The organism is Rhodococcus sp. PvR099 (assembly GCF_017833315.1).
GTDB lineage: Bacteria > Actinomycetota > Actinomycetes > Mycobacteriales > Mycobacteriaceae > Rhodococcus_G > Rhodococcus_G oryzae.
Genome location: NZ_JAFIBV010000001.1, coordinates 1615427 through 1628352 on the forward strand (window position 1 = coordinate 1615427; position 12926 = coordinate 1628352).

The following is a 12926-nucleotide window of genomic DNA, read 5'->3' on the forward strand; positions in this document are numbered from 1 at the left end:
GGGGTCAGTCACAGACCGGATTCCTTGGTACGCACCATGATCGCGTTGCACTCGGGGCAGCGGATCAGCGTCTCCGGATCAGCCTTGGCGATGCGGGAGATCTCACCGCGGTCGATCTCGATCCGGCACGCGCCGCACCGGCGGGCCTGCAGCAACGCGGCGCCTGCGCCGCCGGCGGACCGCTGACGGTCGTAGATGGCCAGCAGGTCGGCCGGGAACTCCGGCTCGAGCGCGGCCCGGTCGCTCACGCATCTCTGCTCGGCCGCGTCGAGGTCGGCGGCAGCGTCGTCGCGGCGACGGCTGGCGTCGATGAGGGCGTCGTCGATCTGGCTCAGCTGCGCGCCCGCGTGCTCGTAGTCCGACTGCGAGGCCTCGCGGCGCTCCATCACCTCGAGCAGTTCGTCCTCGAGGATCGACTGCCTGCGCTCGAGGCTGCCGAGTTCGTGCTCCAGCTCGGTGAGCTGCTTGGCGCCGACGGTGCCGCTCTGCAGCAGCTTCCGATCGCGCTCCTCGCGCTGGCGGACGGCATCCACCTCGCCCTCGAGCTTCTTGATGTCCCGATCCAGGTCGTCGAGGACGATCTCCACCGCGACCGCGGCGTCCTTGCGCGCCACGCGGTCGGACTCGAGGCGCTGCACCTCTTCCTGCTCGGGCAGCGTCCGGCGGCGGTGCGCGATCCTCGCCAGCTCGGTATCCACCGCGGCGAGGTCGAGCAGCTTGGCCTGAATCCGGGGTTCGACGTTCACGCGGGCGGGCTCCTGCTTGTGCTGAGTGGGGATATTGGCCCCGCTACCGTACCGCTCTGCGGGGCACTGCCAGTACCGCTACGCAGCGGTCACCGCGCCCGCCCGACGAATGCCTCGATTCCGTCGAGGACGCACCGCAGTCCGAGTTCGAGCCCGACCCGGTCCCCCGGCTCGAATCCGCCGCCGTCGATGGACTCGATCAACGCCGGATAGTCGTCGCGGCGCCGATCGACGATCGCGGAGACCGAACCGAGCCACTCGGCGCGCCACTGCTCGGACACCGCGTCGGGCATCGCCGCCTGACCGGCGACGCCGCGCACGTGCCCGAGGAGCAGCAGGAACAGTTGGTGGACATCGCGGTGCTCGAGCCCGGTCTCGGCGAATGCCCGCAGCGCGGAGTCCATCCAGCCGAGCTGGTTCGGCCCCATCACCCCCTCACCGCCGGTCGACGCGAGCAGCCAGGGGCGCCGCACGAACAGGCGATGCAGCTCGCGCGCCCAGGCCTCCAGCCGCGGCCGCCACCCACCCTCGACGCCGCTCAGATCGGGCGGGGCGCCGATCGCCTCGTCCAGCATCAGCGTGAGCAGCGTCGCCTTGTCGGGGACGTAGCGGTACAGCGAGGTGGTGGTGAAACCGAACTCGGCTGCCACGCGCTGCAGCGACACCGCCTCGAGCCCATTCGCGTCGGCGATACCGACGGCGGCCGCGACCACCTCGCGGACGCTCAGGCTCGGGCGCCGCCCCCGGCGCGCGGGTTCCTCGTCCCGCCACAACAGCTCGAATGCCGACGTCATGCGCTTCTCCTCCGTTGCCGCAACGGTCCGCGATTGACCGCGAACCAAAACTGTGTATAACCTACACTCAATCGTGAACGGCATTCACAGTGAATGCGATTCACAACAACTATATGGAGGCACCCATGATCGAGTCGACAACGGCACGCCGCGGCAACGTCCTCATCTCCGGGGCCAGCCTGGCCGGCCCGGCGCTGGCCTTCTGGCTGCACCGCTTCGGGTTCTCCGCCACCGTCGTCGAGCGCGCGCCGCGGCTGCGCGAGGGCGGTCAGGCGGTCGACTTCCGCGGTGCGGCGCACCTGCAGATGCTCACCCGAATGGGCCTCCTCGACGAGATCCGCGAGCTCCGGACGCCGGAGGGCCGACTGAACGTCATCGACGGCGACGGCCGGACATTGGCCAGCCTGCCGCCCGAGTTCACCGGAGGCGACGTCGAGATCCAGCGCGGCGACCTCTCCCAGCTGCTGTTCGACAAGACCGAAGACCACACCGAGTACGTCTTCGGCGACTCGATCACCGGACTCACCGACACCGCCGAGGGCGTGCACGTCACCTTCGAGCGCGGCGCCCCGCGCACCTTCGACCTGGTGATCGGCGCCGACGGTCTGCACTCGAACGTCCGCACGCTGACCTTCGGGGACGAGTCCCGGTTCCTCACCCAGTCCGGCTACTACGTCGCGATCTTCAACGCGCCCAACAGCATCGGGCTCGGCGACGACAGCGTCCTCTACAACGAGCCGGGCGTGGGTGTGATGGCGTACGGCACCAGGGGCGGCGACGAGTGCGAGGTCATGTGCCTGTTCGAGTCGGCACCGATCGACTACGACCACCGCGACATCGACCAGCAGAAGCGGATCCTCGCCGACGTCATGGCGGGCGTCGGCTGGCAGACGCCGACCCTGATGCGCGAGCTCGAGTCCGCGACGAGCTTCTACTTCGACTCGATCAGTGTCGTCGAGATGGACCGCTACAGCGAGGGCCGGATCGCCCTGATCGGGGACGCCGGCTACGGCGCCACCTGCGGCGGGATGGGCGCGGGCATGTCCCTGATCAGCGCCTACGTGCTGGCCGCCGAGCTGGCCGCCGCCGACGGCGACCATCGCGCCGCGTTCGCGCGATACGAGGAGCAGATCCGCGGCTACGCGACGGCCTGCCAGAAGGTCGCCAAGGGCGCCGGCCCCACCCTCGCCCCGCCGACCGCGAAGAAGCTCGGCCAGCGCAACCGGATGTTCAGGGTGCTGACCTTCGGCCCGCTGAGCAGGCTGCTGGCCTGGATGTCCACCAGGGCCGCGAACGCCATCGACGTCGGCCGCTACGAGAGCGTGCCCGAGCGGGTGCCGGCGACGAGCTAGCGCCGGATCACGGCGACCGCTAGCAGGAACCCAGCGGCGGGCCGCTAGCAGGAACCCAGCGTCCACGGGTCGGTGCGGACCGCGGACACGGCGCTGGCCCATCCGGGGGTCCCGGCGAACCGGGCGTCGAGCACTCCCCTTGCCTGGTCGCACCAGGGGAACTCGCTGGCCCAGTGCGCGACGTCGACCAGCGCCGGGCCGCCCGCGCGCAGGTGCTCGTCCGCGGGGTGATGACGCAGATCGGCCGTCACGTAGGCGTCTACCCCGCGGGCCGCGGCGACACCGAGCAGCGAGTCGCCGGATCCGCCGCACACCGCCACCGTCCGCACCGGCGCCTCGGGGTCCCCCGCCGCGCGCACCCCCCAGGTGGTCTCGGGAAGCGCGGCCCGCACCCGGGCGGTGAACTGGCGCAACGTCTCCGGCGCCGCCAGCTCACCGATCCGGCCGATGCCCCGCGGCGACCCGGTGTCCGCCAGCTCCAGGATGTCGAAGGCAGGCTCCTCGTAGGGGTGGGCACCGCGCAGCGCGCCGAGCACCCGGCGTCGCAGCGACCGCCTGGCCACCACCTCCACCCGATCCTCGGCCACCCGCTCGAGCCGGCCGACCTCGCCGAGCGCCGGCTTCGCGGCCGCACCCGGCAGGAACTGCCCGGTGCCGGTGACCGTCCAGCTGCAGTCGCGATAGTCGCCGACCTCGCCGGCCCCGGCATCGAACAGCGCCCTGCGCACGGCGTCGGTCTCCGTGGTGGGGACCATCACCACCCACTTGTCGAGCGGCTCTGACGGCGCCGGGTCCAGCGGGCCGGTCACCGTCAGCCCCAGTGCCCGCGCCAGCGCGTCGGACACCCCGGGGTCGGCGGAATCGGCGTTGGTGTGCGCGGTGTACAGCGCGCAGCCGGACCGGATCAGCCGGTGCACCAGCGCGCCCTTCGGGGTGTGCGCGCCGACGGTGTCCACCCCGCGCAGCAGCAGCGGATGGTGCACCAGCAGCAGCTGCGCGCCCCAGGCCAGCGCCTCCTCGACCACCGACTCGGTGGCGTCGACGGCGATCAGCACCCGGTTCACCTCATCGGCGGGGTCGCCGCACACCAGGCCGACGGAGTCCCAGCTTGCGGCAAGCGCGGGCGGATAGGCCCGCTCCAGCGCCTCGATCACCTCGGCCAGCCGAACAGCCATCACAGCACCTCTCTCATCGCGTCGACCAACACCCTCGCCTGGGCGGCCTCCCGGACCGCGACCCGCAGGTGGTCGGGGCCGAGGCCGGGGAACGTGTCGCAGCGGCGGACCGCGATCCCCTTGTCCCGCAGGCGCGTCCGCACCGCCTCGCCGTCCGGGACCCGCAGCAGCAGGAACGGCCCCCGCGCAGGCCCGTGCACGGCGACGCCCGCCTCGGTCAGCATCGCCACCATCTCCGCGCGCTCGGCTTCGATCACGTCGGCCTCGCGGCGCGCCCACGCGAGGGCGTCCGGCTCGCTGCACGCCCGGATCGCCTCCACCTGCAGGCTGCCCAGCGGCCAGTGCGCCCGCCCGACCTGCAGGCGGGCCAGCAACTCCGGCGGGCCGAGCACGTAGCCGCACCGCAGCCCCGCCAGCGCGAACGTCTTGGTCAGGCTGCGCAGGACCAGCACGTCGGGCAGGGACATGCCTGCCAGCGACTCCGGCTCGCCGGGCACGGCGTCCGCGAACGCCTCGTCGACGACCACGATCCGGCCGGGCCTGCGCAGCGCCAGGATGTCCGCGGCGGGGTGCAGCACCGACGTCGGGTTGGTCGGGTTGCCGATCACCACCAGGTCCGCACCCTCGGGGACGGCGGCCGGGTCGAGCCGGTACGGCTCGTCGAGCATCACCGTCTCGACCGCGACGCCCGCCTCCCGCAGCGCCCACTCGGGCTCGGTGAACGAGGGGTGGATCAGCGCCGCCCGCGCGGGCGCGAGGCGCGGCAGCATGGCGAACCCCTCGGCGCCGCCCGAGAGCAGCAGTACCTCGTCGCGGCAGCGGCCGTGCCGCGACGCGACCTGGTCCCGCGCGGCCTCCTCCGCCGCGACCTCCGGGTATCGACCCAGCGTTCCCAGCGCGTCGACCAGTCGTTGCCGCAGCCAGTCGGGCGGCCCGTCGCCGCGCACGTTGACGGCGAAGTCGAGCAGTCCGGGTTCGGCGTCGATGTCGCCGTGATGCCGCAGGTCGGTCCACTGCGGGGAGCGGGTGTCCACGAAGGGAGTTTATGGCGGTCGCATCGCCGTGCCGGACAACGGGCAGGATGGAGCCGTGAGCCCCAGCGTGACACTCTTCGACCTCGACGGCACCCTCACCGATTCGGCGCCCGGCATCGTGGCCGGCTTCCGCCACGCGCTGGCCGCGGTCGGTGCCCCCGAACCCGACGGCGACGTCCTCGACCGCATCGTCGGGCCGCCGATGGTGGACACCCTGCGCTCGCTCGGGCTCGACGAGGCGACCACCCAGCGCGCCCTGGCCAGCTACTTCGAGTGCTACGACGAGATCGGCTGGGCGGAGAACGCGGTGTTCGACGGCATCGGCGACCTGCTCACCGCCGCCGCGAGCCGCGGGTCCCGGCTGGCGGTCGCGACGTCGAAGTCGGAACGGTTCGCGCGCCGCATCCTCGAGCACTTCGCGCTCGCCGGGCACTTCGAGGTGATCGCCGGGGCCTCCGACGACGGCACCGCGCGGCGCGCGAAGGTCGACGTGATCGAGCACGCGCTGCGCGGACTCGGCATCGAACCGATCGACGCGGGGCGCGGCGGCACCCCCGATGTGGTGATGGTCGGCGACCGCGAACACGACGTGCACGGCGCCGCGCACTGGGGCATCCCGACGGTGTTCGTCGGCTGGGGCTACGGCTCCGCCGCGGAGGCCGAGGGCGCCCGCTGGTCGGTGGACACGGTCGACGAACTCGGGAGGGTCCTCGATGCAGCCCGTTGACCTCCACATCACCTTCGTCTGCACCGGCAACATCTGCCGGTCCCCGATGGCCGAGAAGATCCTGCTCGGGCACCTGCGCGGGGCGGGCCTCGACGCGCGGGTCCGGGTGTCGAGCGCGGGCACCGGCGACTGGCACGTCGGGCACGAGGCCGACCACCGCACCAACGCGGTGCTGCGCGGTCACGGCTACCCCACCGGACACCGGGCCGCGCAGGTCGACCGGGACCACCTCGACGCCGACCTGGTCGTCGCGCTCGACACCGGGCACGACCGCGCGCTGGCGCATCTCGGGGTGCCCGCGGAACGGCGGCGGCTACTGCGCAGCTTCGACCCGGACGCGGACGGCGACTCGGTGCCGGACCCGTACTACGGCGACCGCGCCGACTTCGAGCTCGTGCGCGAGCAGATCGAGGCCGCAGTGCCCGGACTGCTCCAGTGGGTGCGCGAGCAGCGCTGAATCGGACACCGGTCGACCGGGCGGGTCGGCGCGGCAAGTACCGTGGAACCGTGCGAAGGCTGAAGTTTCTGCTGCGTCCGGGCTGGTTGGCGCTGGCCGCCGTTGTCGCCGGGTTCGCCTTCATGTGCTTCACCGTGCTCGCCCCGTGGCAGCTCGGCAAGAACACCGACACCGAGCACCGCAACAAGCTCATCGAGGAGTCGAGCAACGCCGAGCCGGTGACCGTGGAATCGATCCTGCCCGAGTCCGGACCGCTCGCCCGGGACGACGAGTGGCGCCAGGTGACCGTGACCGGCAGCTATCTGCCCGGCAGCGACGTCCTGATCCGGCTGCGCTCGATCGAGGATTCACCCGCCTACGAGGTGATCACCCCGATGCGGCTGACCGACGGCCGGATCGTCCTGGTCAACCGCGGGTACGCCCGCCCAGAGCAGGGCGCGGTGCCGCCGTCGTTCGCGCCCGCCCCCACCGACCAGGTGACGGTGACCGCGCGGGCCCGCGTCTCCGAGGGCACCGTGCCGGGCAAGGACCCGATCCGTGAGAACGGCTACGAGCAGGTCTACTTCATCGACGCAGGCCAGATCGGTTCGGTGCTCGGCCTCGAGCCCGCCGACGCCTACTTCCAGCTCGTCCCCGACCAGCCGGGCGGCCTGAAGCCGATCCCGCTGCCGCAGCTCGATGCCGGCCCGTACCTGTCGTACGGGCTGCAGTGGCTGGCGTTCGGGATCATGGCCCCGCTCGGGCTGATCTACTTCGCGCGCGCCGAGATCCGCGAACGCCGCCGCTCCCGCGCGCCGGAGCCCGCGGCGACCCCCGCCGCCACGGCGCCTGCCACCGAACCCACCGCGGCCACCGACGACATCACGCTGCCGCGGCGCCGATTCAGCCGTTCACCGCAGCCGGAGCCCGCGGCGATGACCGCGACGGAGGCGAAGCTCGCCGATCGCTACGGCAAGCGCCGCTGACCCGAGTGCGGCCCCGATCTGCACCGCGGACGAGAGTCGCACCACCCTCCGCAGGTCCGCGGTCGCGGGCGGCGGACCGTCGCCGAGCGTGGGCCGCTCCTCGATGCCGTGCGGATACTCGGTGCGGCCGCCCAGCCGGACCCCGAGCGCGCCCGCCATCGACGCCTCGGCGACACCGGCGTTCGGGCTGGGATGCGCCGCCGCGTCCCGACGCCACGCCGCCGCCGCGGCGGCAGGCGAACCGCCGACGACAGGCGCGGTGAGCACGGCCAGCAGGCCGGTCACGCGGGCAGGCGCGAGATTCACCAGGTCGTCGAGCCGGGCCGCGGCCCAGCCGAAGCTCAGGTACCGCTCCGAGCGGTAGCCGATCATCGCGTCGAGGGTGTTGATCGCCCGGTAGCCGAGTGCGCCAGGGGCGCCCGCGACGGCCGCCCAGAACAGCGGCCCGACGGTGGCGTCTGAGGTGTTCTCGGCGACCGATTCGACCGTCGCCCTGGTCAGACCCTCGGCGTCGAGGGAGTCCGGATCGCGCCCGCACAGCGACGGGATGAGCGCGCGGGCCCCGGCGAGGTCGCCGCCCTCGACACGCGCGGCCATGTCCGAGCCGACGCGGACAAGGGAGGTGCCGCCGAGCGCGGTCCAGGTCGCGGCGGCGGTGATCGCGGTCTCCCCCGCCCAGCCCAGCCTGCGCCCGAACCGCACGGCGACCAGGGTCACGCCCGCGACCGCGCCGACCAGGACCGCGGTGTGCACGGCGCCCGCCGGGCGGTGATCGGAGTAGGTGCGCCGTTCGAGGAGCGCCGCGGCCTGACCGAAGCCGGCCACCGGGTGCCACCGCACGGGGTCGGCCAGTGCCCGATCCGCCGCGTACCCGAGCAGGATCCCGGCCGCCCTCGCCGTCGCGCGGCCGTTGAAGTTCACGCCGGTATTTCTATCAACCGCACCGACCGCCGACTACCGTCGACCCATGACCGGTGACGTCGACGAGTACGCCGCGGGCCTCGACGACGCCGCGGTGGAGTTGCTGTACCTGTTCCGGGACCGGGTGCTCGCGCTCGGTGACGTCGACGAGCGAGTGCACCCGAGCGAGGTCGCCTGGGCCCGCTCCCGGGTGTTCGCCGCCGCATTCATCGTCTCGTCGAGGCTGGAGGTGGCGATCGACCTGTTGCGACGCGTCGAGCATCCGCGGCTTCGCGAGTCGTTCGCGACGACCAAGAAGGTCTGGACCCATCGCATGTTCTTCACCGCCGCCGACCAGATCGACGACGTGATCGGCGAGTTGCTCGCAGAGGCCTTCGACACCGTGGGTCCCGGCACCCGCTGACCTTGCGTCGTCGGGGTGATCTCCGGGTCGGGTCATACCTGGGAATGACCCGACGGTGCCGAGAATCGGGCCGCGGGCCGATGCCAGGGACCCCGCTCGTCGACGACCGTGGAGGCATGAGCCTCCCGACCCCGCCACCCGTCCTGTCCGTGCACGCACTCGGCAAGTCCTTCGGGCCGACCCCCGTGCTCCGCGACGTCAGCCTGGAGATCCAGGCCGGCACCGCGACCGCGATCATGGGCCCGTCGGGGTCGGGCAAGTCGACGCTGCTGCACTGCATGTCGGGGATCGTCAAGCCGGACACCGGCGCGGTGTTGCTCGCCGGGCAGCACATCCAGAATCTCGGCGAGAACGACCGCAGCCGCCTCCGGCGCGAGGCCTTCGGCTTCGTCTTCCAGTCCGGTCAACTGCTCCCGGAACTGCCCGCGATCGAGAACGTCGCGCTGCCGCTGATCCTCAACGGCGCCTCCATCCGTGACGCCAAGGCCACCGCGAACACCTTTTTCGCGCCGCTCGGGCTGGACGGTCTGCAGGACCGCAGGCCGGGCCAGATGTCCGGCGGACAGTCGCAGCGGGTGGCGATCGCCCGGGCACTGGCGACCAAACCCACGGTCCTGTTCGCCGACGAGCCGACCGGGGCGCTGGACGCGCAGACCAGCTGGGAGGTGATGCGCCTGCTGCGGGAGTCGGCACAGCAGATCGGATCCGCCCTGGTCGTGGTCACCCACGACCTCGAGGTGGCCCGCTGGTGTGATCGCACGCTGGTGATGCAGGCCGGTTCCCTCGTCGCGCAGCAGGTGGCGGCATGAGCGCCACCGCTCGCGTCGCCCTGCTGACGGTGCGCGGCGAGGGCCGAAAGGCGATCAGTACCTACGCCCTTCCGGTCACCGCCTTCGCCGCCTCCACCGCGCTGCTGCTCACGGTCCTCGGCGGGTACGGCGCCTTCGACGGCCGCTCCGGCGAGCCGGAGGCGCAGACGTACCTCACCCTCGCGGGCGTGGCCTCGGTCCTCATGGTGGTACCCGCCGTGACGCTCGGCCTCGCCGCGGCACGACTCGGCGCGCGCCGTCGGGACGAGCGGCTCGCCGCGCTGCGGCTGATCGGGGCCACCCCGCGCCAGATTGTCGCCCTCTGCTCGGCCGAATCCGGTGCGCAGGGTCTGGTCGGCGCACTGATCGGCGTGGTCGGCTACCTCGCCGCGATGCCGCTGGTCGCGCAGCTGCGGTTCCAGGGGCGCACCTTCGACGTCGCCGAGCTCTGGGTCGGCACCCTGCCGTTGCTCGGGGTCGTGCTCGGGATGACGGCGCTGGCCGCACTCACCTCGATGCTCGGCATGCGCCAGGTGTTCGTCAGCCCGCTCGGCGTGGCGCAGGGCAATCCCCGACCCGCCCCCAAGGCGCTCATCGCCGCGCTCGCCGTCGCGGTTCTGTTCGGGTGGACCGCCGTCGGCGGCGGCATGCCCGGCATCGCGGCGCTACTGATCGGGCTCGCGGTCTGCTTCGGCATCGTCGCCCTGATCGGACCGTTCGTGATTTCGCTGCTGGGCCGCGTCATGCTCGCCCGCTCGACGGACGCCGCCTCGCTGATCGCCGCACGCCGGGTGCTCGACAACCCGAAATCCGTGTGGCGCACCGTCAGCGGCGTCACGATGGCCAGCTTCGTCGCCGCAGGCACCTCTCTGCTGGCCGCGATCGGCAACGGCGAGGGCCACGAACCGGCGCCGGGTCAGGAGTTCATCTTCGCGGACCTGCGGACCGGCGTGCTGTTCACCCTCGGCGCGACCTTCGCGCTCGCCGCGATCTCCTCGGCGCTCACGCAGGTGTCCACCATCCTGGACAACCGGCAGCTCTACCGCAGCCTGGCCCTGGCGGGAACCCCGCCCGAGGTGATGGACCGGGCCCGCATGCGGCAGGTCCGCACCCCGGTGGTGGTGATGGCGCTGGCAGGCGCGGCCTGCGCGTTGCTGTTCCTGTTCCCTCTCGTCGGCGCCGTCATCGTGACCACCCCGATGTCCCTGGTGCAGCTCGGCGTCACGCTGGCGGCGGGCATCGCCCTGGTGCTGGCCAGCGCGCTCGTGGCGCGACCGGTGATGCGCCGGGTGCTCGCCGATTAGGCTCTGACCGATGAACGCCCCTGCGCCCCGGCGAAAGTGGATCCTCGCCCTGGGCGCGGGGGCCGTCCTCGCGGTGGGGGTGGCGCTGGCGGCGGCGGACCGCTGGACGGCCACCGAGCCCGTCGCTCGGGCCGACCCGCGCGCGATGACGATCGAGTACGTCTACGACGGCGACACGGTCCGGGTGCGCGACGTCGACGGGGAGCTGACCGTCCGGGTGCTGGGCATCGACACCCCCGAGACGGTGAAGGCGGGATACACCGTCGGATGCTGGGGACCCGAGTCCACCGCTTACGCCCGCTCCACGCTCGACGGCGCCGCGGTGCAGGTCACGATCGATCCCCGTGCGGACGCCGTCGACGACTACGGCCGCACCCTCGCCCACCTGACACTGCCCGACGGCTCCGACTACGGGACAGCCGCCGTCCGGGCCGGGATGGCCAAGGCGTATGCCTACGGCCGCAGCACCGGTCGGCTGACCGAGGAGATCGCGCGGGCCGAGAGCGAGGCACGTGCCTCGGGCGCGGGACTGTGGGGGCCGCCCTGCGAAGGGCGCACGGATTCGGTCCAGCTGGAAGGTAATTGACCGGTCAGCCGCTGCGACGGATCCGGGCGAGGGCGCCCGCGGCGATGACGAGCCACAGCAGTCCGAGCGCGATGGTCCAGCCCACGCTCTCCAGCCGGGCAGCCGCCAGCCCGAGGCCGAAGGCCAGCACCGCGAGCCCGACCAGCGTCAGCACTGCACCCGTCTTCATCGGTCAAGCGTACGTCGGCGAACGGTCACGGGCCGGGGGAATGTCGATGCCGCCCACCCCGTCTGATACTCATTGCGGGCACACATCCCAAAAGGAGTATCACCACCCATGACGAACCCCGGCGGACCCCCTCCCGGCTGGTACCCCGATCCCGAGCCGAGCGGAGCCGCGGAATTCCAGCGGTACTGGAACGGCGACGAGTGGACGTTGACAACGCGCCCCGTGCCGCCGGATTCGACCGCCACCACCCTCATCCCGGTCATCCCGGCCGAGCCGGAGCCCGAACCGGAGCCGGAGCCCGCGGCGAAAAAGAAGTCGAAGACCGTCCCGCTCCTTGCGGCCGGCGCCGTCGCGGTGGCGGTGCTCGCCGTCACCGCCGGCGTCATGGGCTCGGCGACGAGCGAACCCGCCTCCTCCCCCACCATCTCGAGGACCGTGCCCACGACGAAGGCACGCCCGTCGACGCCCGCAACCACGCCCGCCCGCTCTTCGGCGGTGCCCGCGCCCGTGAAGCCGGCGCCGCTGGTCGAGATGCCGAAGCCGACGACCTACGTCGCGCCCGCCCCCGTCACCACCCGTCCGCCCGGCGCCGCACCCGCGCCCGCCTACGTTCCGGATACGTCGGAACGGAGGCCCACTCCGCCGCCGGTGATCACGAAGCCGCAGCCGCTCGTCGAGGCGCCTTCTCCGTCGGGCAAGTTCGACTCGTGCGATGACGCGATCGCGGCCGGGGCGGCCCCGATGTACAAGGGCGACCCCGGCTACAGCACCAAACTGGATCGGGACAAGGACGGCATCGCCTGCGACAAGTAGCGCCCGACCGTGGGGCGGCGTGAGTGCGCGCCGCCCCGCTCTCGCAGCGTTGCGACTCGCGCGAAACGCACAGCCGCGCGCGGAAATCCGCGTTCAGGCGGGCAGGTCCCGCACCCGCCGCGCCGGATTCCCCGCGTACAGTCCGTTCGGCTCGCAGTCCTTGGTCACCACCGCGCCCGCGCCGATCATGCAGCCGGGCCCGACGTTGACGCCGGGCAGGATCGTCGCCCGCGCACCGATCCAGCAGCCGTCGCCGATGACAATCGGCAGGTCGTAGACGCGACCACCACGCCCATCCTCAGGGCCCATCTCGTGGGTACTGGTGATGAACGCGACCTGGTGCCCCACCGCGACCTGCCTGCCGAGCGTGATCGGCGCGGTGCCGTCGAAGAACACCCCCCGATTCACGAAAGTGCCAACCCCCATCCGGATGTCCTTGCCGCCGAAGTGGCATCCCGCGTAGATCCCGGCGCCCCACACCTTGGCGCCACCGGCAAGCAGCAGCAGGATGCGCAGCCACACGGGGACGAGCCGCCAGGACTGGATGATGTTGATCAGACGCACACCGTGACCCTAGTCCGCGCGACAAACGCGGCATTTCGAACGGCGGATCCAGAATTTTGGGAGTGTCCGGGGCATAGAAATGCGTTCAACCCCACCACGTGGTGGCA

16 protein-coding genes are annotated in these 12926 nt (G+C 72.3%); 9 read left to right on the forward strand and 7 right to left on the reverse strand.

What is annotated here, in order from left to right; translation table 11 throughout:
* Window positions 1-8: 8 nt before the first annotated feature.
* Window positions 9-746, reverse strand: coding sequence for a zinc ribbon domain-containing protein (locus tag JOE46_RS07325; protein ID WP_097212099.1), 738 nt, complete (start codon window positions 744-746; stop codon window positions 9-11).
* An 89-nt stretch (window positions 747-835) separates the two neighbouring features.
* Window positions 836-1540, reverse strand: coding sequence for a TetR/AcrR family transcriptional regulator (locus JOE46_RS07330; RefSeq protein WP_179800569.1), 705 nt, complete (start codon window positions 1538-1540; stop codon window positions 836-838).
* A 125-nt stretch (window positions 1541-1665) separates the two neighbouring features.
* On the opposite strand from JOE46_RS07330, the gene JOE46_RS07335 reads away from it, so the two are divergent.
* A complete protein-coding gene (locus tag JOE46_RS07335; protein WP_209926674.1) occupies window positions 1666-2892 on the forward strand; it encodes an FAD-dependent monooxygenase in 1227 nt (408 codons plus the stop codon).
* Window positions 2893-2936: 44 nt separating this feature from the next.
* Here JOE46_RS07335 and JOE46_RS07340 read toward each other — a convergent pair whose 3' ends face one another.
* Complete coding sequence (locus JOE46_RS07340; RefSeq protein ID WP_209926677.1) at window positions 2937-4070, reverse strand: Nif3-like dinuclear metal center hexameric protein; 1134 nt, start codon at window positions 4068-4070, stop codon at window positions 2937-2939.
* Window positions 4067-5101: an Rv2231c family pyridoxal phosphate-dependent protein CobC gene (cobC, locus tag JOE46_RS07345; protein ID WP_209926679.1), complete on the reverse strand. Its 1035-nt coding sequence runs from the start codon at window positions 5099-5101 to the stop codon at window positions 4067-4069. Before cobC ends, JOE46_RS07340 begins: the two co-directional genes overlap by 4 nt.
* A gap of 55 nt (window positions 5102-5156) precedes the next feature.
* Here cobC and JOE46_RS07350 point away from each other — a divergent pair, with 55 nt between their 5' ends.
* From JOE46_RS07350 to JOE46_RS07360, 3 genes are read left to right on the forward strand one after another with little or no spacing between them, the layout of a single operon-like run.
* Window positions 5157-5828 carry an HAD hydrolase-like protein gene (locus JOE46_RS07350; RefSeq protein WP_209926682.1) on the forward strand — a complete coding sequence of 224 codons (672 nt, stop codon included), beginning with the start codon at window positions 5157-5159 and terminating at the stop codon, window positions 5826-5828.
* Complete coding sequence (locus JOE46_RS07355) at window positions 5815-6285, forward strand: low molecular weight protein-tyrosine-phosphatase (RefSeq protein ID WP_209926684.1); 471 nt, start codon at window positions 5815-5817, stop codon at window positions 6283-6285. The genes JOE46_RS07350 and JOE46_RS07355 overlap by 14 nt, the downstream gene beginning before the upstream one ends.
* A 50-nt stretch (window positions 6286-6335) precedes the next feature.
* Window positions 6336-7250 carry an SURF1 family protein gene (locus JOE46_RS07360; RefSeq protein WP_097212209.1) on the forward strand — a complete coding sequence of 305 codons (915 nt, stop codon included), beginning with the start codon at window positions 6336-6338 and terminating at the stop codon, window positions 7248-7250.
* On the opposite strand, the gene JOE46_RS07365 is transcribed toward JOE46_RS07360, so the two are convergent.
* A complete protein-coding gene (locus tag JOE46_RS07365; protein WP_209926687.1) occupies window positions 7176-8171 on the reverse strand; it encodes a cobalamin biosynthesis protein in 996 nt (331 codons plus the stop codon). The two genes, JOE46_RS07360 and JOE46_RS07365, sit on opposite strands and share 75 nt — an antisense overlap.
* 46 nt (window positions 8172-8217) lie before the next feature.
* On the opposite strand from JOE46_RS07365, the gene JOE46_RS07370 reads away from it, so the two are divergent.
* The 4 genes from JOE46_RS07370 (at window position 8218) to JOE46_RS07385 (ending at window position 11273) form a co-directional block, all read left to right on the forward strand.
* On the forward strand, window positions 8218-8574 hold the full coding sequence (locus JOE46_RS07370; RefSeq protein WP_097212093.1) for a DUF5655 domain-containing protein: 357 nt from the start codon (window positions 8218-8220) through the stop codon (window positions 8572-8574).
* A 116-nt stretch (window positions 8575-8690) separates the two neighbouring features.
* On the forward strand, window positions 8691-9383 hold the full coding sequence (locus JOE46_RS07375) for an ABC transporter ATP-binding protein (protein ID WP_245220969.1): 693 nt from the start codon (window positions 8691-8693) through the stop codon (window positions 9381-9383).
* Window positions 9380-10687 carry an FtsX-like permease family protein gene (locus JOE46_RS07380; RefSeq protein ID WP_097212091.1) on the forward strand — a complete coding sequence of 436 codons (1308 nt, stop codon included), beginning with the start codon at window positions 9380-9382 and terminating at the stop codon, window positions 10685-10687. Before JOE46_RS07375 ends, JOE46_RS07380 begins: the two co-directional genes overlap by 4 nt.
* A gap of 10 nt (window positions 10688-10697) precedes the next feature.
* Window positions 10698-11273 carry a thermonuclease family protein gene (locus JOE46_RS07385; protein ID WP_209926692.1) on the forward strand — a complete coding sequence of 192 codons (576 nt, stop codon included), beginning with the start codon at window positions 10698-10700 and terminating at the stop codon, window positions 11271-11273.
* Window positions 11274-11277: 4 nt separating this feature from the next.
* On the opposite strand, the gene JOE46_RS07390 is transcribed toward JOE46_RS07385, so the two are convergent.
* Window positions 11278-11442 (reverse strand): hypothetical protein, encoded by a 165-nt coding sequence (locus JOE46_RS07390; RefSeq protein WP_189636474.1) that lies wholly within the window; start codon window positions 11440-11442, stop codon window positions 11278-11280.
* 108 nt (window positions 11443-11550) lie between these two features.
* On the opposite strand from JOE46_RS07390, the gene JOE46_RS07395 reads away from it, so the two are divergent.
* A complete protein-coding gene (locus tag JOE46_RS07395; RefSeq protein WP_209926694.1) occupies window positions 11551-12255 on the forward strand; it encodes an excalibur calcium-binding domain-containing protein in 705 nt (234 codons plus the stop codon).
* A 93-nt stretch (window positions 12256-12348) separates the two neighbouring features.
* Here JOE46_RS07395 and JOE46_RS07400 read toward each other — a convergent pair whose 3' ends face one another.
* Window positions 12349-12819, reverse strand: a complete 471-nt coding sequence (locus JOE46_RS07400) for a DapH/DapD/GlmU-related protein (RefSeq protein ID WP_209926696.1) — start codon at window positions 12817-12819, stop codon at window positions 12349-12351.
* Between the last annotated feature and the right edge of the window lie 107 nt (window positions 12820-12926).